The sequence below is a fragment of the Bacillus sp. FSL M7-0791 genome (assembly GCF_038627085.1).
In the GTDB taxonomy this organism is placed as follows: domain Bacteria; phylum Bacillota; class Bacilli; order Bacillales; family Bacillaceae; genus Bacillus; species Bacillus safensis.
Map to the genome: position 1 here is coordinate 205,058 of NZ_CP152022.1, position 21,858 is coordinate 226,915.

Annotated in this window: 25 protein-coding genes and 1 riboswitch; of the genes, 16 read left to right on the forward strand and 9 right to left on the reverse strand. The window is 42.7% G+C overall.

What is annotated here, in order from left to right:
* The first annotated feature begins 27 nt into the window (after positions 1-27).
* Complete coding sequence (locus MHI08_RS01165; RefSeq protein ID WP_025092487.1) at positions 28-1,416, forward strand: amino acid permease; 1,389 nt, start codon at positions 28-30, stop codon at positions 1,414-1,416.
* Positions 1,417-1,455: 39 nt separating this feature from the next.
* On the opposite strand, the gene MHI08_RS01170 is transcribed toward MHI08_RS01165, so the two are convergent.
* The 4 genes from MHI08_RS01170 to MHI08_RS01185 all read right to left on the reverse strand — a co-directional run bounded on the left by MHI08_RS01170 (position 1,456) and on the right by MHI08_RS01185 (position 6,975).
* Positions 1,456-2,337 carry a glycerophosphodiester phosphodiesterase gene (locus tag MHI08_RS01170; protein ID WP_342499906.1) on the reverse strand — a complete coding sequence of 294 codons (882 nt, stop codon included), beginning with the start codon at positions 2,335-2,337 and terminating at the stop codon, positions 1,456-1,458.
* Positions 2,338-2,429: 92 nt separating this feature from the next.
* On the reverse strand, positions 2,430-3,764 hold the full coding sequence (gene glpT, locus MHI08_RS01175; protein ID WP_061110460.1) for a glycerol-3-phosphate transporter: 1,335 nt from the start codon (positions 3,762-3,764) through the stop codon (positions 2,430-2,432).
* A 224-nt stretch (positions 3,765-3,988) separates the two neighbouring features.
* Positions 3,989-4,759, reverse strand: coding sequence for a SurA N-terminal domain-containing protein (locus tag MHI08_RS01180; RefSeq protein ID WP_024424429.1), 771 nt, complete (start codon positions 4,757-4,759; stop codon positions 3,989-3,991).
* Positions 4,760-4,911: 152 nt separating this feature from the next.
* Positions 4,912-6,975 (reverse strand): thioredoxin domain-containing protein, encoded by a 2,064-nt coding sequence (locus MHI08_RS01185; protein ID WP_342499907.1) that lies wholly within the window; start codon positions 6,973-6,975, stop codon positions 4,912-4,914.
* Between the two features lie 299 nt (positions 6,976-7,274).
* Between MHI08_RS01185 and MHI08_RS01190 the strand changes: the two genes are divergently transcribed.
* A complete protein-coding gene (locus MHI08_RS01190; protein ID WP_041106129.1) occupies positions 7,275-7,484 on the forward strand; it encodes a hypothetical protein in 210 nt (69 codons plus the stop codon).
* A gap of 145 nt (positions 7,485-7,629) precedes the next feature.
* Here MHI08_RS01190 and MHI08_RS01195 read toward each other — a convergent pair whose 3' ends face one another.
* Positions 7,630-8,136, reverse strand: coding sequence for a hypothetical protein (locus MHI08_RS01195; protein WP_041106131.1), 507 nt, complete (start codon positions 8,134-8,136; stop codon positions 7,630-7,632).
* A 183-nt stretch (positions 8,137-8,319) separates the two neighbouring features.
* On the opposite strand from MHI08_RS01195, the gene MHI08_RS01200 reads away from it, so the two are divergent.
* The 7 genes from MHI08_RS01200 (at position 8,320) to MHI08_RS01230 (ending at position 12,397) form a co-directional block, all read left to right on the forward strand.
* Positions 8,320-8,580 carry a metal-sensitive transcriptional regulator gene (locus tag MHI08_RS01200; RefSeq protein WP_003217059.1) on the forward strand — a complete coding sequence of 87 codons (261 nt, stop codon included), beginning with the start codon at positions 8,320-8,322 and terminating at the stop codon, positions 8,578-8,580.
* A 123-nt stretch (positions 8,581-8,703) separates the two neighbouring features.
* A complete protein-coding gene (locus tag MHI08_RS01205; protein WP_342499908.1) occupies positions 8,704-9,186 on the forward strand; it encodes a DsrE/DsrF/DrsH-like family protein in 483 nt (160 codons plus the stop codon).
* Between the two features lie 14 nt (positions 9,187-9,200).
* Positions 9,201-9,554, forward strand: a complete 354-nt coding sequence (locus MHI08_RS01210; RefSeq protein WP_163114454.1) for a rhodanese-like domain-containing protein — start codon at positions 9,201-9,203, stop codon at positions 9,552-9,554.
* Between the two features lie 47 nt (positions 9,555-9,601).
* On the forward strand, positions 9,602-10,156 hold the full coding sequence (locus MHI08_RS01215) for a sulfurtransferase TusA family protein (RefSeq protein WP_087976309.1): 555 nt from the start codon (positions 9,602-9,604) through the stop codon (positions 10,154-10,156).
* Between the two features lie 14 nt (positions 10,157-10,170).
* Positions 10,171-11,298: an MBL fold metallo-hydrolase gene (locus tag MHI08_RS01220; RefSeq protein WP_087976308.1), complete on the forward strand. Its 1,128-nt coding sequence runs from the start codon at positions 10,171-10,173 to the stop codon at positions 11,296-11,298.
* A 33-nt stretch (positions 11,299-11,331) separates the two neighbouring features.
* Positions 11,332-11,562: a sulfurtransferase TusA family protein gene (locus tag MHI08_RS01225; protein ID WP_075622234.1), complete on the forward strand. Its 231-nt coding sequence runs from the start codon at positions 11,332-11,334 to the stop codon at positions 11,560-11,562.
* Positions 11,563-11,620: 58 nt separating this feature from the next.
* On the forward strand, positions 11,621-12,397 hold the full coding sequence (locus MHI08_RS01230) for a sulfite exporter TauE/SafE family protein (RefSeq protein WP_087976307.1): 777 nt from the start codon (positions 11,621-11,623) through the stop codon (positions 12,395-12,397).
* Positions 12,398-12,432: 35 nt separating this feature from the next.
* Here the strand turns inward: MHI08_RS01230 and MHI08_RS01235 are convergent, their stop codons facing one another.
* Positions 12,433-12,609 (reverse strand): hypothetical protein, encoded by a 177-nt coding sequence (locus MHI08_RS01235; protein WP_165585036.1) that lies wholly within the window; start codon positions 12,607-12,609, stop codon positions 12,433-12,435.
* Positions 12,610-12,752: 143 nt separating this feature from the next.
* Positions 12,753-14,186: a proline--tRNA ligase gene (proS, locus tag MHI08_RS01240; protein ID WP_056768467.1), complete on the reverse strand. Its 1,434-nt coding sequence runs from the start codon at positions 14,184-14,186 to the stop codon at positions 12,753-12,755.
* Between the two features lie 387 nt (positions 14,187-14,573).
* Positions 14,574-14,673, forward strand: a riboswitch (purine riboswitch).
* Positions 14,674-14,750: 77 nt separating this feature from the next.
* On the opposite strand from proS, the gene MHI08_RS01245 reads away from it, so the two are divergent.
* Positions 14,751-15,923: an MFS transporter gene (locus tag MHI08_RS01245; RefSeq protein ID WP_025092506.1), complete on the forward strand. Its 1,173-nt coding sequence runs from the start codon at positions 14,751-14,753 to the stop codon at positions 15,921-15,923.
* 53 nt (positions 15,924-15,976) lie between these two features.
* On the opposite strand, the gene MHI08_RS01250 is transcribed toward MHI08_RS01245, so the two are convergent.
* Positions 15,977-16,744 carry a GNAT family N-acetyltransferase gene (locus MHI08_RS01250; protein ID WP_056768464.1) on the reverse strand — a complete coding sequence of 256 codons (768 nt, stop codon included), beginning with the start codon at positions 16,742-16,744 and terminating at the stop codon, positions 15,977-15,979.
* Positions 16,745-16,945: 201 nt separating this feature from the next.
* On the opposite strand from MHI08_RS01250, the gene MHI08_RS01255 reads away from it, so the two are divergent.
* The 5 genes from MHI08_RS01255 (at position 16,946) to MHI08_RS01275 (ending at position 19,553) form a co-directional block, all read left to right on the forward strand.
* Complete coding sequence (locus tag MHI08_RS01255; RefSeq protein ID WP_041106150.1) at positions 16,946-17,404, forward strand: MarR family transcriptional regulator; 459 nt, start codon at positions 16,946-16,948, stop codon at positions 17,402-17,404.
* Between the two features lie 105 nt (positions 17,405-17,509).
* Entirely contained in the window at positions 17,510-17,740 is a 231-nt protein-coding gene (locus MHI08_RS01260) for a hypothetical protein (protein WP_342499909.1), read from the forward strand.
* The gene (locus MHI08_RS01265; protein ID WP_280149042.1) at positions 17,737-18,198 is read left to right on the forward strand and encodes a DUF523 domain-containing protein; all 462 of its coding nucleotides are present in this window, start codon (positions 17,737-17,739) and stop codon (positions 18,196-18,198) included. Before MHI08_RS01260 ends, MHI08_RS01265 begins: the two co-directional genes overlap by 4 nt.
* A 29-nt stretch (positions 18,199-18,227) precedes the next feature.
* Complete coding sequence (locus MHI08_RS01270) at positions 18,228-18,644, forward strand: hypothetical protein (RefSeq protein WP_342499910.1); 417 nt, start codon at positions 18,228-18,230, stop codon at positions 18,642-18,644.
* A gap of 81 nt (positions 18,645-18,725) precedes the next feature.
* Positions 18,726-19,553 (forward strand): aldo/keto reductase, encoded by an 828-nt coding sequence (locus MHI08_RS01275; RefSeq protein ID WP_280149041.1) that lies wholly within the window; start codon positions 18,726-18,728, stop codon positions 19,551-19,553.
* A gap of 35 nt (positions 19,554-19,588) precedes the next feature.
* Here MHI08_RS01275 and MHI08_RS01280 read toward each other — a convergent pair whose 3' ends face one another.
* Entirely contained in the window at positions 19,589-20,686 is a 1,098-nt protein-coding gene (locus MHI08_RS01280; protein ID WP_080708034.1) for an iron-containing alcohol dehydrogenase family protein, read from the reverse strand.
* A gap of 191 nt (positions 20,687-20,877) precedes the next feature.
* On the opposite strand from MHI08_RS01280, the gene MHI08_RS01285 reads away from it, so the two are divergent.
* Positions 20,878-21,846, forward strand: coding sequence for a rhodanese-related sulfurtransferase (locus MHI08_RS01285; protein ID WP_024424412.1), 969 nt, complete (start codon positions 20,878-20,880; stop codon positions 21,844-21,846).
* Positions 21,847-21,858 lie beyond the last annotated feature (12 nt).

A 21,858-nucleotide genomic window follows, 5' to 3' on the forward strand; every position in this document is an offset into this window, starting at 1 on the left:
GTTGTTTGTTGATGAGGGGGAAGAAAAGTGGCTCAAAAGGAATTAAAGAGAGGGTTAAGTGCCCGCCATATTCAAATGATCGCTCTTGGCGGCACAATCGGTGTTGGCTTATTTATGGGGTCAGCGAAGGCCATTCAGTGGACAGGTCCATCCGTTCTTCTAGCTTACGCAGTGTGTGGTATTTTTATCTTTTTTATTATGCGTGCGATGGGAGAAATGTTATATCTTGAGCCGAGTACAGGGTCATTTGCTACATTCGGGCATCAATATATTCATCCGCTTGCAGGGTATATGACGGCTTGGAGTAACTGGTTCCAGTGGGTCATTGTCGGAATGTCTGAAATCATTGCGGTTGGGGCTTATATGAAATATTGGTTCCCAGAGCTGCCTGCGTGGATTCCAGGGTTAATTGCGATGATCATTTTAGGAGCAGCCAATTTGATTTCGGTTAAGTCGTTCGGTGAATTTGAATTTTGGTTTGCGATGATCAAAATTGTGACGATTATCTTGATGATTGTTGCAGGTTTAGGCATTATTTTCTTCGGTTTTGGAAATGGCGGAACGCCTATTGGGCTGTCTAATCTTTGGGCGCATGGCGGGTTCTTTACAGGTGGGTTTAGCGGATTCCTGTTTGCATTGTCTCTAGTCATTGCTGCTTATCAAGGTGTCGAGCTCATTGGGATTACAGCGGGTGAGGCACAAAATCCGCAAAAGACGCTGACAAATGCCATCAAAAGTATCATCTGGCGTATTTTGATTTTCTATATCGGTGCGATCTTTGTCATTGTGACTGTGTATCCTTGGGATCAGCTGAATACCCTGGGCAGTCCATTTGTAGCGACGTTTGCGAAGATTGGGATTACAGCAGCGGCTGGTATTATTAACTTTGTTGTCATTACAGCAGCGATGTCCGGCTGTAATAGTGGTATTTTCAGTGCGGGCCGTATGCTTTATACATTAGGTGTGAATGGTCAGGCGCCTGCTTTCTTTACAAAAATTTCGAAGAACGGTGTACCGTATTTTGGGACATTCGCTGTGCTGATTGGTTTAGCGATAGGAGTGGTCCTGAATTATGTTTCTCCGCCAAACATTTTCGTCTATGTGTATAGTGCGAGTGTCCTTCCTGGGATGGTGCCTTGGTTTGTCATTTTGATTAGTCATATCGGCTTCAGAAAGGCGAAGGGGGCAGCGCTTGATCAGCATCCGTTCAAGATGCCGTTAGCACCGTTTTCTAACTATCTTACAATCGGATTTTTATTGATGGTTCTTGTGTTTATGCTCATTAATCAGGATACGCGTATTTCTCTCATTGTGGGAATTGTGTTCTTGATTGTAGTGGCACTTAGCTTTTTTGTATTTGGGATTGGAAAACGGAAGCCGATTGAAACAGCTTCTTCTGATCAAACGGTGAAATAATCAAAGGCCTTGCGGGATGGACCGCAAGGCTTTTTTTATTTAGAGTGAAGCTTTTACACGGTTAAAGTCATCTGGATAGTTGGTGAAAAGACCGGTGACGCCGTATTGCAGAAGACGTGTCATGTCTGCTTCGCTGTTTACCGTATATGGATGAAGGAGGAGTCCATGGCTTCTGACCTGCTGGACGTTTTCAGGTGTTAATGCTCTAAAATTCGGTCCAACCCCTACAGCGTACGTTTTGATAAAGTCGAGCTGATCGTCTGTGATGGATGTCATTTGGTTTCTGTCTAATAGCTGTACTTTTGGCAGGCGTGGGGCTAATTTCTGTAGCTTTAGCAGGCTGTCTTCACTAAAGGATTGTATGATAACCTGCCCTTTTCTTGTGTGTTTCCCAAGAAGGTGATGTTTCTTTAAGGTGGCCAATAGTTTTTCTTCCATTTGCGGATAAAGGTCTGGTTTTTTTGTTTCAATATAATAATTCTCTCGTTTGCCGAAATAGCGCAGCACCTCATCTAATGTAAGGACTCTCTGTCCGATATAGTTGGCATTTTGTCTGTCAGGATTTGCTTCGTTAAACCATGTACCAGCATCAAGCTGTTTGATTTCAGCAAGTGTGAGGTCTTTGACCCAGCCTGTTCCGTTTGTGGTTCGGTCAACGGTTTCATCATGCATCACGATGAGATGTCCATCCTTTGTCATTTGAAGGTCGAGTTCGAGGTAATCTGCATTCATCTTTGTGGCGAGCTTGTAGGAAGCCAGGGTATGCTCTGGTGCATACCCTGATGCTCCGCGGTGTGCAACGGTTAAGATGCGATCTGGAGATAAAAGGTTTTCATGTGCCGATACGGTGGCCGGCACCCACACAAAAGACAGTAAAGCAAAAGAGAGCAACACGAAAGCAAGTAATCTACTTTTCTTCATATTTTATCCTCCTTTTACGGTAACTGCCTCCATCATAAGAAATAGATGTAAAGAGCATGTTGGGCGGATATGAATCTTTTATGTGATTTTCATTAAGCTTGCTCTACGCGTTTTCCTGTATTCCATGTCATAGCGAGGAAAACAATCGCAAGCACACAAGAACCAACCAGTAAAATGAAGCCTCCTGTCCAGTCATAGTGATCGACGACGACGCCCATCATGGCATTGGCAAAGGCAGAGCCGCCAATGTAGCCGAAGAAGCCTGTCAGTCCGGCAGCAGTGCCAGCTGCTTTTTTTGGAGCGAGATCAATGGCTTGAAGTCCAATGAGCATGACCGGGCCGTAAATCAAAAAGCCGATGCTGATGAGGGCAATGTTATCGACCATTGGATTGCCTGCAGGGTTTAGCCAGTAAACAAGAACGGCAATTAACACCCCGGCCATAAAGATGACGCCAGCTGGTGCGCGGCGGCTTCTAAAGAAGCGGTCACTGATCCAGCCGCACAATAATGTACCGGGAATGCCTGCATATTCATAAAGAAAATAAGACCAGCGTGAATGCTCTGGTGAAAAGCCCTTTGCTTCTGTTAAGTAGGTCGGAGCCCAGTCAACGACACCGTAACGGACAAAGTACACAAACACGTTGGCGATGGCGATATACCATAGGAATTTATTGTTGAGTACATATTTAAATAAAATCTCTTTCACTGTTAATTCTTTTTCTTGATCCTCATACTTTTGGGCCGGATAGTCATTTCGATATTCCTCAATTGGCGGAAGACCAGTGGATTGCGGGGTATCCCGTACGAGAAGAATGATCACGAAGGAGACGATAATGGCAATGATGGCAGGGAAGAAAAAGATACTTTTCCACGTCGCAAACAGCACAATCCCTAATGTGATAAGCGGTGCAAGAATTCCGCCGCCGATATTGTGAGCGACGTTCCAAATGGACATTTTCGTACCACGTTCACTAACCGAAAACCAGTGCGCCATCGTACGTCCGCATGGCGGCCACCCCATGCCTTGAAACCAGCCGTTTAAGAACATGAATAGAAACATGATCCATACACTGGATGTGACCCATGGAAATGAGACAAATAGGATATTGATAAGAGCTGATAAAAAGAGTCCGGCAGCTAAAAAGTATCTGGGGTTACAGCGGTCTGAGATCATCCCCATGATGAATTTACTAAAGCCATAAGCAATGGATACGGCTGCGAGTACAAAGCCTAATTCACTTTTCGTGAACCCTTCTTCCTGTAGATATGGAATGGCAAAAGCGAAATTTTTGCGCAGCAAATAGTAGCCCGCATACCCGATAAAGATGCCTAGAAAGACTTGCAGCCGCAGCCGCTTATACGTCTCGTCTGTTTTGGCATCATCAAGCCTGTCGATATGTGGAGCAGGTTTAAACCATTTGAACATAAAGATCCTCCTTTTGTAGATGTCCGATTGACTGAAGCAAAAGTACGAGAATGGTTTTTGATCCTGTACCTTTTCAGAGACAAAAGAATTGTTAGCGCTTTCTTTTGTACTCCCATCATATCGGATGGAAGAGACGTTTATGATGAGGCTTTTGTCATAAATTTGGAAAAACGGATCATGAAATAACAAAAAAATCCGCACAATGGCGGATTTTTTCTTAGCGGTTATAGAGACACATTAATTTTCGCAGATTTCTTTAGTTTTTCAATTTCTTTTTGTACTTCTTTTTGCTTTTCTTGAGATTCTAGCTGTTTTTTAATTTGTGATTTAACCTCTTTGTATTCTGGTGCTTTTTGCTTTTGTTTTTTCATTTGGTCTGCGTATTGATCATAGTACGCTTTGACGTCTTTCTCAGAGACGGAGGCTGATTTGATTTCTTTGTCGACATATTGGCTGTATTTGATGCTGTCGGCAATGTCACTTTTCAGCTGATCCAATGTGAGTCCGCTCTTTTTCAGTGCTTCTTCGAATTGAGCGTTGTCTTTAAACTGTTTCTTTTCTTCCTTTAGCTGCTTATCTACCTCTTTGTCAGAGGCTTTGAAGCCCTTCTTCTCAGCATCTTGCAGGATGAGCTCTTGGCCTACGAGCGCATCAATGGTTTGTTTCTTGACTGCTTTCTCGCCTTCTTTAGAAGTGGGGTCTTGCCCGGACTGCTGAAGCTGGCCTTGAATGGTAGATAAAGCGCTATTGTATTCACTGCCTGTGATTTTGTCTTTGTTGACGGTCGCAACGACCTTTTGATCATCGATTTTTTGTGCGTCTAATTTCTTTTGCATTTCTTCCATTTGCTTTTGCTGCTCTTTTTGATCAGCCTGTGTTGTTTCCTTGTTTTTGGCTGAATCGTTTTGCTTATCTTGTTTGGCATCGTTTGACGAGCAGGCTGCAAGTCCAACAGATAACAAACAAGCGATGAGTGTGTATGATACCTTTTTCATCATTTTCTCTCCCTTCGGTATGAGAACGTCTAGTGCGCATTCTAACCGTTTTTTAGGAAAAATAAAACCGTACAGACAATTTGTTAGCGGATTGACATGTTTTTTATCTGTTTGTCCTCATTTTGTCTTCTCATAGTCATCTCATGACAAACTTAATCGGGGAATAATTGTTCCATCGCTTCGTCGATATCAGTGATTGGCTGGCGGCAGCTGTAGTTTTCACAAATATACACGGTGGTTTTGCCTTCGATTGTTTTGTAATCTTTTGTAAAGGGCGCGAGCTTTGCTAATTCTTTCCCTGTTTCGGCAGTCAATATGATATCAAATGGCACGAAGCGTTTTTGAAGCGCCTGTAAAAGCTGTTCTTTTTGAGGGTCACCGTTTTTTCCGAGAATGATGATTTCTCTTTTGGTTGCATATTGACTTAGGAGCCCTTGCAGAAACGCTGTGTGTCCGCTTGGGTAGGAAGAGACATCGACATAAAAGGCTTGGAACATCTGCTGTAATGTGTCTAGCCAATCCTGACGTCCGGTCAGTCTGCTTAGCATGAGAAGGTGCTTGAGTGCGGTGCTGTTACCAGAAGGCATGGCACCGTCGTACACTTCTTTTTCTCGAACGAGGAGCGCTTCCGCATCTGATCCCGAGAAGAAAAAGCCCCCTTTTTCCTTGTCCCAAAACAGCTCAAACATGTTCTCCACAATGGCTGTGGCTTTTTCCAGCCAATCTAATTCAAAGGTCGCTTCGTATAAAGACATATAGGCTTTTAACATATGTGCATAATCCTCGATAAAGCCGAGATGCTTCACGTCACCTTCTCTGTAGCGGACCATGAGCCGCTCATGTTGAACAAGATGTGTTTCTAGAAAAGACATCGCCTGCTTCGCCATATGGATCGCTTCGTCTGCATCAAAGACCCTTCCTGCTTTGGCGAGAGCTGAGATCATCAGCGCATTCCAAGATGTAAGCACCTTGTCATCGACAAGCGGCGCGGGTCGCTGCTGTCTGACTGATTGTAAAATATGCTGGGCTTCTTGCAGCTTAGACTGAAGGGTTTTATCATCGATCGAAAAAGAGGCTTTGATGTCCTCAAAAGAGGTAGAAATGGTATGAGGGATGTTCTCCCCTTCAAAGTTCCCCTCTTCTGTGATGTGATAGACTTCGCAAAATAAAGCGCCAAGCTCCTCTCCTAAATGGGTGATGATCTCATCTTTTGACCAGACGTAATATTGCCCTTCTTTCCCTTCAGAATCTGCATCTATCGCTGAATAAAATGAGCCGCCCGGATTCATCATATCTTGTTTGATAAATTGGATCAGGTGTTGGACAAGCTTTTTATACTCAGGTTTTGAGGTGAGCTGATACGCTTCTGTATAAGCTTCCATCAGCAAGGCGTTATCATACAGCATTTTTTCAAAATGCGGCACAAGCCATTTTTCATCCGTCGAATAACGAGAAAAGCCCGACCCAATGTGGTCGTATATACCGCCATTTGCCATCCCATCTAACGTTTTCGTGACTGCATACAGCGCATTCTCCTGTCCTGTCCATTCGTAATAGCGCATCAGAAAAGAGAGCATATGAGGTGCAGGAAATTTCGGTGCGGAGCCGAATCCGCCATACAGTGTATCAAAGCTGCTCATGAGCTGGTAATAGGCTTTGTGAATTGCCTCTTGAGACAGCGTGTTTTCTGTCTGCCCTGCTGCTTTAATCCGAAGATTATTTGTCGCTTTCTCTGCCAATGATTCAATATGATCTCGGTCGTTATGGTACGCATCCAGCAATTGTGTGAGTGCCTCGATGAAGCCAGGACGCCCGTATGCACTTCTTTTTGGAAAATATGTTCCAGCATAAAAAGGCTTTTGATCCGGCGTGACAAACACGTTCAACGGCCAGCCGCCTTGCCCCGTCATCATCTGACAAACAGACATATACATCGAGTCGATATCTGGACGCTCCTCACGATCGACTTTGATTGAAATGAAATGCTCATTTAAGATGTCAGCGACTTGTTGATCTTCGAAGCTTTCGTGTGCCATGACGTGGCACCAGTGACATGTGGCGTAACCAATACTGATAAGCACTGGTTTATTTTCACGTTTGGCTTTATCGAATGCTTCTTGCCCCCACGGGTACCAGTGAACTGGGTTGTGGGCGTGCTGAAGGAGGTAGGGTGATTTTTCATAAATGAGTGGGTTGGGTGTTTGGTTGTTTGGCATGGCATGGGTCACCTTCTTTTTCATCATTAGTTTGATTTCATCTTAAATTTCTTAAGAAATAGAGACGAAGTCATTATTTGAGTGTATCATTTTGTTAAAATATAGGATGTTTCATTGAGATAGTTATCACTACTATGTTTTATCATAGGTATTCTACTCTTTTGAGCCCTAATTTGATATTTAGATATGTAAACGGTTATTGAATCATCCATTAGGTCCAATTGAAATCATATTAAGTATTTATGGTAGAAACTACTTTTATACGTTTTTAAAATTACTTACGACAATGGAGAGATAAAATGGATTATGTTTATCAAAAAAAGGAAAAGAAAAATGGTAATTGTGTTATATCCGTTAGAGATAGATGGGAGAATTCAATTATTGAATTTGAAAAAAGGCAACATCATATCGATATAGTGGTTAATTACCGTAATGATAAGACAACGAAGTATTCAATACCAATAGAAATTTTTGAAAAAGTTTACGATGATCTGCAAAGAGGTAATTGATGGGATTTTTGTTTTTTCAACTACCTCCGTGTTACATTTATATGCGCTTTTCTATTAATAACTTCAATTGATCTTTGTTTAACCAAGGTTACGCTTCTACAATCTCTAATAACACAGCATTTTGATGTTCCATGTCAATTCTTCTCTATTTCTTCACCAACACATATTGTAAGTTTTCTAATTCAAACATATCAATCAGTTCATCGATCCCTTTAAAATCGATATGTTTTCCAAATCGTTTTTTGCTTAGGTCAATTTCTACGTCCAATTGATTATCCTTTTCTTTCGTTTCGAATCCATCTACACAAGAATAGATTTCGATAGTTTCTCCTTTTGACAGCTCTTTTTCAATGAATTTAAAAAGAGCACGAAGAGAATGAATGATGTCTAATTCATAAACAAAAGGATGTGTGAATTTGTTTCTTACCGCTTCATAGACGGGATCTAGATCATCAATATGAATGCCTTCGAAATCCTCTTCTGTTTCAAATACTTCTATCAAAAGTTCTTCTTTTTGATAGGTTTTTGGCTTTTTTTGTTTTTTATTAAAGATGTTGATATTGAGTTCAGAGAATGGTTGATAGGTAGGATTTTGACCAATGGTACCAAGCGGCAGTTCTTTGTTTGATCCAATATAATGATGTAAAGTCATGGGCTGTCCTCTTTTCTTCAATGATTTCTCGTTCGTTGATTATTTTCTTTTTATCAATAAATGGTGGAATGTGCAATTATTTTCACATACGTTCTCTACAAAAGAGAAGGGCAAGTCGTTTGACTAAATACCTCTTAGGGTATACTATCTGTTCATAGAAAGAATAGAAAGGGGTGCTTGTAAATGGAATATAATCAACAGATGAAGAACCGTCTTCGCCGGATTGAGGGGCAGATTAAAGGGGTTCTTGCGATGATGGAGCAGGGAAAGGATTGCCGCGAGGTAGTGACGCAGCTGTCTGCATCACGCAATGCCATTGATCGGGCGATGGGTGTGATTGTGAGTACAAATCTTGAGCAATGTGTCCGTGAAAGTCTTGAACAAGGTAAGGATACGGAAGGTCTTGTGAAAGAAGCGGTTGAGCTATTGGTGAAAAGCCGGTAAGAAATTCTTCAGCCTTTGAAGGTTGACGGATTTTCTTACTTGTTATAATATACCCTTACCGGTATGTGTATATATTTTTTGTTTTCTATATACCCCCATGGGTAATGATGAAGGAGGACCAGAATGAAAGAACAGAAAAAACGCACGACGATTGTGCTATTTAGTGGGGATTATGATAAAGCAATGGCGGCTTACATTATTGCCAATGGTGCAGCAGCCTATGATCATGAGGTGACGATTTTCCATACCTTTTGGGGGCTGAATGCCTTGCGCAAGGATGAGATGGTGCCCATGAAAAAGGGTTTTTTAGAAAAAATGTTTGGCAAGATGATGCCGCGCGGGGCTGATCGAATGGGCATTTCAAAGATGAATTTTGCTGGAATGGGCCCCAAGATGATTAAGCACGTCATCAAAAAGCACAATGCCATGTCCTTGCCGCAGCTCATTGATATGGCGAAGGAACAGGAGGTTAATCTCGTAGCATGTACAATGACGATGGATCTTTTAGGGCTGCAGGAGAAAGAATTATTAGATGATATTCAATATGCTGGTGTGGCGGCGTATTTAGCAGAGGCTGAAATTGGGAATGTGAATTTATTTATCTAGTGAGGTGTTAACACATGATTCAAACACTTTTGATCATCATCGTCATTGGTTTGCTGGTGAGCCGTTTTCTTCTTGTAAAGGGTGTAAAACAAATTGATGCAGCCGATATGAAACCTCAATTGCGTAGACAACATCAACAACTGATTGACGTACGATCTCCAGTAGAATTTCAAACAAACCATATTAAAGGATTTCGAAACATTCCATTACCTCAGCTAAAAGAACGAGCAAATCAGCTTGCGAAAGACAAAGAGGTCTATGTGATATGCCAAAGCGGAATAAGAAGTATGCAGGCAGCGAAAATATTGAAGAAGCAAGGATTTACTCATATTACTAACATCAAGGGTGGTATGAATGCTTGGCATTAAGCACGCATAAAAATATACCCCCACCCCTATATAAAGGAGGACATCACGTGCAGCAACCAACTGTCATTTTAGATGCAAAAGGATTGGCATGTCCGATGCCGATTGTGAAAACAAAAAAACAAATGAATGAGCTTTTGCCAGGAGATGTACTTGAAGTGCAAGCTACCGATAAAGGATCAGCAGCGGATTTAGCGGCTTGGTCAAAAAGTGCCGGCCATGAGTTTTTAGGAACAAAAGTAGAAGGACAGGTGCTTCATCATTTGATTCGTAAGGGCGGAGCGCAAGAGGAAGAGCCCATGATTTCAGAAATATCTTTGCATGCCTTTCAACAGAAGGTAAAAGAAGATCAATCTCTGTTTATTTTGGATGTACGAGAGCTGGATGAATACGAAGCGGGGCATATCCCAGGAGCTGTTCATATCCCGCTTGGTGAGGTGGAAGATCATGCAGAGGAGTTAACAAGAGAATCGGACATTTATCTCATCTGTCATTCAGGCAGAAGAAGTGAATTAGCTGCGCAAAAGCTAAAAGAGAAAGGATTTCAACAATTAATCAATGTGGTGCCAGGCATGAATAGCTGGACAGGAGCCATTGAAAAATAGGAGCTGAATAAAACATGACGGTAAAAGCCATGACTGCAGAGCAGTTAACAAAAAAGATCGTGGGCAAAGAGCCGCTCTTTTTGCTAGATGTGCGAAATCAAGCAGATGTACAGGACTGGAAGATTGAAGGGGAAGCAATCGTTGATATGAATGTGCCTTATTTTGATCTGCTTGACGGAGTAAACGGTCTTTTACAGCACATTCCTAGTGACCGTGAAGTATTGGTGGTTTGTGCTAAGGAAGGTTCCTCTATCCTGGTGGCGGAGATGCTGTCAGAGGCTGGCGTGCCTGTTCATTATTTGCAGGGCGGCATGAAGGCATGGAGTGAGTATCTAGAGCCAGTGAAAATAGGTAATTTAAGCGGCGGCGGAGAGCTGTATCAATTTGTACGGATGGGCAAAGGGTGTCTGTCCTATATGATCATGTCCAATGGAGAAGCTGCGGTTGTGGATGCAGCTCGAATGACGGAGGTCTATATGGATTTTGCGAAAAAGCATGATGTCTCTGTGACGCATGTGATGGATACTCACCTTCATGCAGATCATATTTCTGGTGGGAAAAAGCTGGCTGAACAAACGGGTGCCACCTACTGGCTGCCGCCAAAAGATGCAGAAGAGGTAACCTTTGAATATGAACGTCTTGAAGAAGGACAGCGGATAACGATTGGAACAGCTTCTATTGATATTCAACCCATTTATTCCCCGGGACATACGATCGGCTCAACATCTTTTATCGTAGACAATCAATATCTTCTTTCAGGTGATATTTTGTTTATTGATTCAATTGGAAGACCAGATCTTGCTGGAATGGCGGAGAACTGGGTAGATGATTTGAGAGAGACGCTTTATGAACGGTATATGGCGTTTTCAAAGGAATACATCGTTCTGCCTGCGCACTTCATGACCATAGAAGAAATGAATGAAGACGGCAGTGTTTGGAAGGAGCTAGGCTCACTTTTAAAAGAAAATCATGGGCTTCATATTGAAGATCAACATGTGTTTAGAAAGATGGTGACGGAAGGTCTGCCTGCACAGCCGCATGCCTTTCAAGAGATTCGTCAAGCCAATATGGGGAAGCTGAACCCAGATGTGGAAGAGCAGCGGGAAATGGAAATGGGTCCAAACCGTTGTGCGATTCGGTAATGTCCAATAAAATAAGAGAAGAGGAGCAATCAAATGACATCAGATCAAATTTTAGACGTAACAGGGCTCGCATGCCCAATGCCGATTATTCGAACGAAGAAAAAAATGAACGACTTGGCGAAAGGTCAAGTTTTAGAAATACATGCAACAGATAAAGGGGCTAAAGCTGACTTGGCCGCATGGGCGAAGTCAAGCGGACATGAATTGATCACGCAGACAGAAGAAGGTCACGTGCTGAAGTTCTGGATGAGAAAAGGGTCCTAAAGGATGTAGGGGTATCTGCTGAAGATCCCCTTTTCCTTTTGCAAAGGAGGAGACCATCGTGGATTTTGCATTTTTGATTACACTTTTTATCATCGGATGTCTTGGTTCCTTCTTATCAGGAATGGTGGGGATCGGCGGATCTGTGATCAACTATCCCATGCTGCTTTATATCCCGCCTCTTTTCGGTGTGATGGCACTATCAGCACACGAGGTATCAGGGATTGGCGCCATTCAAGTGCTTTTTTCGACACTGGGTGGTGTACTTGCTTATCGGAAAAGCGGATTTTTACATCGCTCGCTGATTTTATATATGGGAAGCAGTATATTAGCGGGCAGCTTATTAGGCAGTTATGTATCACATTTTATGCCGGAGAAAGGGATGAACCTCGTCTATGGATTACTCGCCATTGTGGCGGTAATTCTCATGCTGATTCCGAAAAAAGGACAGCGTGCAGACGCAGAGGGAGAAGTCACTTTTCATAAAGGGCTGGCATCAGCTATTGCCTTTGTGATTGGCAGTGTTTCCGGGGTATTAGGTGCAGGCGGCGCATTTATTTTAGTGCCTGTGATGCTTTCTATTTTAAAAATTCCTGTACGGATGACGATTGCATCGTCTCTTGCGATTACGTTTCTTTCTGCGATAGGCGCATCGACTGGAAAGGTATTGACGGGTCAGGTCATGCTTCTTCCTGCTGTTGTGCTGATGGCGGCAAGTTTGGTGGCAGCTCCGATTGGTGCGAAGGTCGGTCAGAAAATCAACGCCGTCTACTTGCAATGGGCACTTGCTGTGATGATTACGGCGACAGCGGTCAAAATTTGGCTGGATATTTTATAAAGAAAAGACCAACAAAGCAAACATGTTGGTCTTTTTTATTTGACGTCATCGTGCTCGATATATGTTTCTAGTGCTGGGTGGTACTCTTTTTGATAATGAAGGTTGGGACATGTTTTCACGACTTTGCCTTGCAGGGCATTGGACTTTGAGACTTCTAATGCTGATTTACATTTAGGACAGCGTTCGGCAAAGAATGAGGGCCAGCGTTTCATGTATCACCACTCCAGTTAATGTCTTAAAAACCGATTATATTAATATGAATTATAGGGGATCATGCAGGTGAGGTCAATGGGTGTTTGGGTCTTTTTAACAAAAAAGAAGCATCATGAGAGATGCTCCTTTATCGTTCATATTCTTAATAGGCTTTCGCCCAGAACACCATATCAGATGCAGGCTTGCCGCAGCAGACACATGTGTCAGAAATGGTTTCCTGTTCGAATGGGATACAGCGTGAGGTCGCGCCTGTTCTTTCTTTAATGTCGTTTTCACAGGCTTCATCACCGCACCACATGGCTTTAATCAATCGGTTTTCTTCCGCAAGAAGTTGCTCAATGTCTTCGATTGTGTGGGCGTGTGATGTCTTTTCGTGTAATCGTTCTTTCGCTTTTTCGTACATCGTCCGCTGGATGTCTTCAAGTGTTGCTGTGATGGTTTGTTCAAGTGCATCTAACGTGACAGCTTGCTTTTCACCAGTGTCTCGTCTTGCGAGCATCACTTGTCCTTTTTCGATGTCCTTTGGTCCTACTTCTACACGTAGCGGAATACCCTGCATTTCACACTCGTTGAATTTCCAGCCTGGCTGTTTATCGGTTGCGTCGATGTCAGCACGTGCGATGCGGGCGAGGCGATTCTTCAATTCGTAGGCATGATCCAGTACCCCTTCTTTATGAGAAGCGATTGGCACGATACGCACTTGGGTTGGCGCAATATTTGGCGGGAGGACGAGCCCTCTGTCATCGCCATGCACCATGATCATAGCGCCGATAATTCTTGTTGTGAAACCCCAAGAGGTTTGCTGGACATGCTCTAGTTTTCCTTCACGGTTTAAGAATTCGATGCCAAATGCTTTGGCAAATCCGTTCCCGAAGAAATGAGAAGTGGCAGTTTGCAGCGCTTTTCCGTCATGCATCAAGCTTTCAACCGTATAGGTGAAGCGAGCGCCGGCGAATTTTTCCTTCTCTGTTTTTCTCCCTTTAATGACAGGAATGGCAAGGAGATCTTCGCAAAGAGAAGCGTAAGTGTGAAGCATTCTTTCTGTTTCTTCAATCGCTTCTTGCTCAGTCTCATGGCACGTGTGCCCTTCCTGCCATAGGAATTCAAGGGTTCTGAGGAAGGGACGTGTTGTCTTTTCCCAGCGGACAACATTGGCCCATTGGTTATATAGCTTCGGTAAATCACGGTAGGAATGAATAATGTTTTTGTAATGCTCAGCGAACAGCACTTCAGAGGTTGGTCTGACGCAGAGCCTTTCTTGTAATTCGGATTCACCGCCGTGTGTCACCCACGCCACTTCAGGAGCAAAGCCTTCGATATGATCTTTTTCCTGCTGAAGCAGGCTCTCTGGGATAAAAAGCGGCATATAGACATTCTCATGACCCGTTTCTTTAATTTGGCGGTCAAGTTCGTCGCGAATATTCTCCCAGATTTTAAAGCCGTACGGCTGAATGATCATACTGCCTCTCACGCTTGAATAATCGACGAGCCTTGCCTTTGTGACAACATCTGTATACCACTGGGCAAAGTCGTCTTCCATGCTTGTAATTTTCTCAACAAATTGTTTTTTTGACATTGCAGGTTCCTCCTTTTTAAAAACAAAAAAGCTGTACTTTAAGTTAGGGACCATTCCTGGTGGTACCACCCTAATTTAAAGCACAGCTTTACACTTAATCATGATAACGGTATGAACCGCTGTATGAAACAGAACTAAATCGGCAGGTTCACTTGAAGATGTCAGTAGGAACTTCTCAGCACCGTTCCCTCTCTGTTAAAGATCGATTCAAGCTACTATTCCAGATCTACGTTGATCCTTGTTCGTTGATTTTTCATCAGTTTACCTGTAAATGGGGGAGAAAGCAAGTTGTTCTGATTCCTTTTACAGCGCCTTTTGTTTAGGTAACGGAATGGTAGTATTTTTCTATTTTTACAGCTTGCGAGTTATGTAAGGCTATGCTAATATATGTGAAGAAAAAAATAGACTTGTATAACCTCAATAATATGGTTTGAGGGTTTCTACCAGGATCCGATAAATCCTGATTACAAAAGCGCGCTTTCCTTTTTTGTAATCAGGGTTTTTTTGTTTGTCTGCACCCTGTATCAAAAGTGAAAGCGATGATATACAGAAGGGATGTTAGACATGAACTGGAGAGTATATTTATTAGCCGTTTCTACTTTTGCGGTTGGATTAGTTGAGCTTGTGGTCGGAGGCATTCTGCCAAGTCTTGCAGAGGATTTGAATGTGTCTCTTGCAACAGCCGGACAGCTTATTACGGTATTTGCAATTGTGTATGCCATTTCAGCACCCGTGCTGCTGACCGCTACAGCCAAAATCGAACGAAAGCGCCTTTATTTAATCGCGTTATTGGTGTTTACATTAGGGAATGTGTTCACTTATTTTAGTTCGACCTTTGCCCTTGTCATGATATCAAGGGTGTTGATCGCGATGAGCACAGCGCTAGTGGTGGTGTTGTCACTGACGATCACTGCTAAATTGGTGGAACCAGCGCATCGTGCGAAGGCATTAGGGCTGATTTTTATTGGTATTAGCTCCTCACTTGTTCTCGGTGTACCGATCGGTATTTTTATTACAGAGAGCTTTGGCTGGAGAGTGATGTTTTTAGGAATCAGTATTCTTTCTGCCATATCGATGGTGCTGATCTATTTTCTATTGGAAAAAATGCCTGTTGAAAAAGTGACGCCTCTTAGAGAGCAGATTCGTTCTTTAGGGCATCCGAAGATTTTTAGTGCACACTTGATCAGTTTGTTTATGCTTGCAGGCCATTATATGCTTTATTCTTATTTCACTCCATTTCTGATGGAAGTTCTGCATATGACCCCGTTTTGGATTAGTATTTGTTATTTGATCTTCGGGCTTGCGTCTATAGGCGGGAATGGATTTGGCGGCTGGCTGAGTGACAAACTGGGTTCAGGAAAAGCGATTTTGCTTGTGACAATCGCGTTTGCGGTTGTCATGTTTACCATTCCTTATACAGCGGGGGTGTTCGCGCTCTTTATGGTCATGGTTGTCCTTTGGGGTGCGCTCAGCTGGGCACTGACGCCTGCTTTGCAGAGTTATTTGATTCAAACAGATCCTGTGACGTCTGATATTCAGCAGAGCTTAAATACATCGGCTTTGCAAATCGGCATTTCGATTGGATCTGCGGTTGGCGGAGTCATGTTTACGATGACCGGTTCATCTGTTGATCTGGCTAAATTCGGTGCTGTGTTTGTACTGATTGCCTTTAGCTGTGCGGTGATTTCGCTGAAGAGACCGCCGCTTTATATGGATCGTCAGCATCATGCTGAATAGCTGCCTAAAGATAGGCAGCTTTTTTATGTTCATTTCAAAGGGAAAGTACCTTTCTATTCAAAGACGGCCATTTCGCCGATTGGTTGGAAGCCGGCACGCTGGTAAATATTTTTGCCGTCTGCTGATGCTTGTAAGATGACACATTTTTGTTTATTCTCTGTCTGGGTTAGAAGGTAATGAAACATGTCACTGCCAAGTCCTTTTCCGCGGTGTTCGGCCCTTGTCATGACATCATAAATACCGTAGCTGTCGTTTGCCTCGAATAATAAGCCTGTTGTGACCGGCTTTTGGTGTTCATACCCCACGAACATGCGAGCTTTTGAGTGTAATGCTTCAATCGAAAAACGCTGGAAATAGTCTTCTAAGGCGGCGGCCTCTTTCGACCCTTTGAATAGTTCAATAAAGATATGTTTGTAATCAAAGAGTGTCTGCTCATCAAGAACTTCCTTGATTGTAAGTGCTGGGGATGTGACTGGATCAATGTCACCTGTATGCTCTAGCATCATGATGGTATTGCGTTCGACCTCTTGAAGCTGATATTCCTTTAATAAATCAGCCCAATCAGGATGGAGTAAACGGTGATCAACCCATGTGCTGAAGATGAGTTTCTGTGACCGCATGTGTTCAATGGCTGCTTTCACTTTTTTTGGATCTTGGATTTGAGCTGATGTCGGTAAGAGCAAATTGAACGTGTCAGTCGATATATGAGTATTTGATAGAACGAAATCGTCCGATGCAAGGAAGGTTCCGTTTACAGCAGAGGAAAACAGGTGTATCTTTTCTTCTAACTGGCGAATGGCCATTTGTTGTTCAGGTTTCATTTAGCTCACCTTTTCATTTTGATAAATTGGATGACATCCCCATGATTATAGCATGTGACAGGATGAGGGGAATCTAGTATAAAAGTGCATATGTAATTTTCAGGTCCTATGTCCTATTATTTTGCTCACATCGACATTTCTTTTGACTCCTTTCTTCATTATTAGTACCATTTTATTAACCAGTTAAGAGTGGAGGTTCAGATGGAAACAAAAGAGCAGATTGTATTAAAAGCGATTCAAGATCTGATTATGCATAGGGAAAAGAGACGGAATGATCCAACAGATCCACTGATTACCACGACTGATACACTCAAACAAGAATGGACACTCACACAGCTTCACATTTTATCGATGATTCAAGCCAATCCAAACGAATCAAACAATACATTTCTATCTCAACAGCTGAAACTATCAAAGCCAGCTATTACAAAGGCTGTGAAAAAACTAATTGAAAAAGGCATGGTGGACTATTGCCACCGGCAGGGTGATAAGAAATCTGTCTATTATTCTTTGACAGAGGAAGGAAAGCAATTGGCAGCGCTTCATGATGAACTACATGAAAATGCAGTCACGTCCTATTTAGAATTTCTACAGCAGTTTCATGAAGATGAATTACAAGTCATTGAGCGTTTCTTAAAGGCTTGGAAAGAAAAGATATAGATAAAAAACCGAAACCATCGTAAAGAGGAGATGATTTCGGTTTTTTATGGTAAAATTAACATATATTGATGTTATTCGAGGCCATGAAGAAAGGGAGGGAGCTCATTGGAGAAAGAAATGATAGAAAATTATAAAAAATACGTATTCATCATGCCATTCGTGGGATTGTTTGTCAGCTTGCTATTATTTGTTTATTTTTTTGGTATTGCAGGACCTGGAGAACCAATTTGGGGTGCTGCTTTGTATTGTGCTCTGCCCTTTTTGGTGAATACGATATGTTTCTTGCCTGTATGTATTTATTTTAAAGTCAGCAAAAAAAGTGAGGAACATACATGATTGTCGTCAGTGCTTGTCTTGCTGGGTTGAAGGTTCGTTATAATGGCAGCCATCGATTAGATCAGCGAATTGAGGAGCTTGTTCAGGAGGGAAAGGCAGTCACAGTTTGTCCTGAGCTCCTTGGCGGCCTTTCCACGCCAAGGCCTCCCGCAGAAATCATTGGCGGAGACGGACATGATGTATTACAGGGCCTCGCCTCTGTGATCGATGTACATGGAAATGATGTCACGGAGATGTATGTAAAAGGCGCGAAGGCCGCGCTGGAACAGGTTCAGTCTCTGAAAGCGACGGCGGTTGTGTTAAAAGAGTACAGCCCTTCCTGCGGCAGCCGGATGATTTATCGCGGAGATTTTAACGGGAGGACAAAAGCTGGAGATGGAGTGACATCCGCCTTGCTTAAACAGCACGGAATTCAGGTATTTTCTGAGGAGGATGATTGGACTTCACTGTTTTTATAGGTGTGGTGTGAATAGAAGGAGGAGTTAGGTTGAAAAAGTGGATGATTGGTTTAGTCGTCATTATTTTATTAGGAATTGGTATTTATTTTATAATCAATGCAAAAACATACTCTTTTGATGATGTGGCCTCAATCGATCAAAACAAGGTGACTTCGATTCAAATTGAGCATGATGATGAGCGTGTTATGGTGGAAAAGAAAGCGGATATTCAAAAGCTGCTGAAGGAATTTTCAGGTATGAAATTAAAGAAAACGAATGAGGTTAAAAAAGCCTCAAAAGAGACTTATTGGATTAGAATGTATGAAAGCGAAAAGGAAGTATATGGACTGGTTTTTTATGATCAAAGCTTTTTAGAGATATATGATTTTTCTAAAACAAAAGATCAAACAAGCGAATATCAAATCGTTGACGCCAATCAAGTTGATATGGGAAAATATATCAAATAACTCAGTCAGAATGTCATGCATGATCAATCGAAAATTCGGGTATAGTGCTTGGTAAGTAAAAAGGAAGCGGAGGTTTGTTTGATGAGTGGATTAACAGATACAGTCACATTAGCAAACGGAGTAGAAATGCCGAAGCTAGGCTTTGGTGTATGGCAGGTAAAAGATGGGGATGAGGCTGTAAATGCCGTCAAAGACGCTCTTGAAGCGGGCTACCGCAGCATTGATACAGCAGCCGCCTATCAAAATGAAGAAGGGGTAGGCAAAGCCATTCAGCAATCAGGCATCTCTCGCGATGATCTATTCATTACGACAAAGGTCTGGAATAATGATCAAGGCTATGAATCAACACTCGAAGCCTTTGAAACAAGTATGGACAAGCTGGGGCTAGATGTATTAGACCTTTATTTAATTCATTGGCCAGTTGAAGGCAAATATAAAGAAACATGGAAAGCGCTAGAGAAACTATATAAGGATGGACGCGTTCGAGCGATCGGAGTGTGTAATTTCCATCAGCATCATTTAGAGGATTTATTGGAAGAGGCAGAAGTTGTGCCAATGGTGAATCAAATCGAGCTGCATCCGAAGCTGACGCAGGAGCCTTTACGAGACTACTGCAAATCGAAAGGAATTCATGTTGAGGCGTGGTCGCCATTAGGAAGCGGGAAGCTTCTAAACCATCCTGTTCTTCAGGATATCGCGAAAAAACATGACAAGTCAGTAGCGCAAGTGATCCTTCGCTGGGACTTGCAGCATGGCATTATCACCATTCCAAAATCTGTGACAAAGAGCCGAATCATCGAAAACACACAAGTCTTCGATTTCGAGCTGTCCGCACGTGAGATGGGTGTCATTGATCAGCTCAATGAAGATGAGCGCACAGGTCCAGATCCAGATAACTTTGATTTTTAATCGAAAGAAAAGCACAGGTGCGATGCCTGTGCTTTTTATTTGCCTTCATGTGTAGACATTTTTTGAGATTGAAAGGTCTCAATGATTTGAATGGCGTCGATAATCTTTTCTTTAGCATAGTCTCCAATCAAACAAAAGGTTTCATCTTTACGTGCAGCATGGTTTGCCACTGTAAATGCCGCCTCGTCCAGCTGAGTTGTAATACCAAGATCGCGCATATTTTTAGGTAATCCGAGTGTTTGGTAGAGTTCAAGTAATTCCTCTACCTCGGACATTCGGTTTTCTGCGGCAAGCTGGACAAGGATGCCATAAGCCACTTTTTGTCCATGTAACACATGATGCGTTTCTTCAATAAATGTCAATCCATTATGAACGGCATGGGCTCCTGCCATTCTTCCATAACGCCCCCCATAGCCTCCGACTGTTCCGGCTAACATAATAATCGTATCTGTCACATCTGCAAATGCTTGTGAAAGCTGACCTGTTTTTAAGCTGTTGACCGCTTCTTCACTATGAGAAAGAAGAATGTCTCGTACATATACCGCCTGCTTTAGTGCAGCATGCACCATGAGCGGCAAGGCATTTTTTGTGTTACGAATAATCGCTTCCGCTTCATACCATTTTGCCAGCGTATCACCAATTCCGCTTTGAAGGTAGGGAAGAGGAGAGGAAAGCAAAAAAGTATGATCAATTACAGTGAGGTAGCTTGATCGTTTATGATAATCGACTCTCATGAAATTGCCCTTATCATCATAAATGACGCTGAGTGGTGTAGAGGCAGCACATGTGCCGGGAATCGTTGGTACCATGATAACTTCGATTTGAAGAGCATCTGCAACTGATTTTGCGGTATCTAAAATCGTACCGCCTCCGATACCGATAATCACATCTGACCCGTTAAGCTCTTCTGCGATCCATGTGACCGCATTGGGTGAACTGTATCCTTTGTGCTGAATGACAGGCCACTCGGGCGGCAGCTTTGTGTATTGTGAAAAAGCTTGGTATGAATCATATCCTGTCACCACAGCAGGTGACTGAAAAGCAGATACAAGGGAATCTAGTTCATGATATATTCCCTTTTGAGAAATAAATTGGTTAGGACCGCTTCTGACAATATCTTCTGGCTGGATCATGATCATTGCTCCTTTACTACATCATATCATTCATAAATCATCTCATTTAACAGAAAGTTCTGTCAAATAAATATGAGAAGAAAGGCCCTTCCGTTTTATGGAATTGAGCCGCCGACATTGCCTTTAGGTATGTATTTCCTGTATGATAAAGAATGGTATGTTTTGATTAAATTTAAGAGGTGTTTATATAGATGGAAAAACAATATCGCGTTTTACTTTACTATCAATATGTCCCCATTGAGGACCCAGAGACGTTTACAGCAGAGCATTTAGCATTCTGTAAGGAGCTTGGTTTGTTAGGCCGTATCCTTGTATCAGCAGAAGGCTTGAACGGAACGGTTTCTGGAACCATTGAGCAAACGGACAAGTACATGCAAGCGTTAAAAGAAGATCCGCGCTTTGCGTCTATGCCGATCAAAATTGACGAAGCAGATGGACATGCGTTTAAGAAAATGCACGTCCGCCACCGGAAGGAACTCGTGAACCTCAGCCTTGAGGATGACGTGAATCCGTTAGAATTAACGGGGAAACATCTTAGCCCGGTCGAATTTTACGAGCAAATGCAATCACCTGATACGGTTGTGATTGATGCACGTAATGATTACGAGTTTGATGTTGGTCACTTTAGAGGGGCAGTCCGTCCTGATATTGAGACATTCCGTGAATTACCTGAGTGGATTCGTGACAATAAAGAGATTCTTGAAGGGAAAAAAATCCTGACTTATTGCACAGGCGGTGTACGCTGTGAGAAATTCTCAGGCTGGTTAAAGCGTGAAGGCTTTGAAGATGTCTCTCAGCTTGACGGCGGAATTGTCACTTACGGAAAAGACCCAGAAGTGCAAGGGAAGCTATGGGACGGTCAATGCTATGTGTTTGATAATCGCTTAACAGTACCAGTGAATCAAACAGAGCATGTGGTTGTCGGAAAAGATTTCTTCACTGGTGAGCCTTGCGAGCGTTATGTGAACTGTGCGAACCCTGCATGTAACCGTAAGATGATTGCCACTGAAGAGAGTGAGCATAAGTATATGCGCAGCTGCAGTCATGAATGCCGCACAAGCGAACGGAACCTGTATGTGAAACAACACAATTTATCTGAAGAAGAAGTACAAGAAAGACTAGCTGTCATTGAAAAAGAACAAGCGATTTCACAAGGATAGAGGGAATCCCCT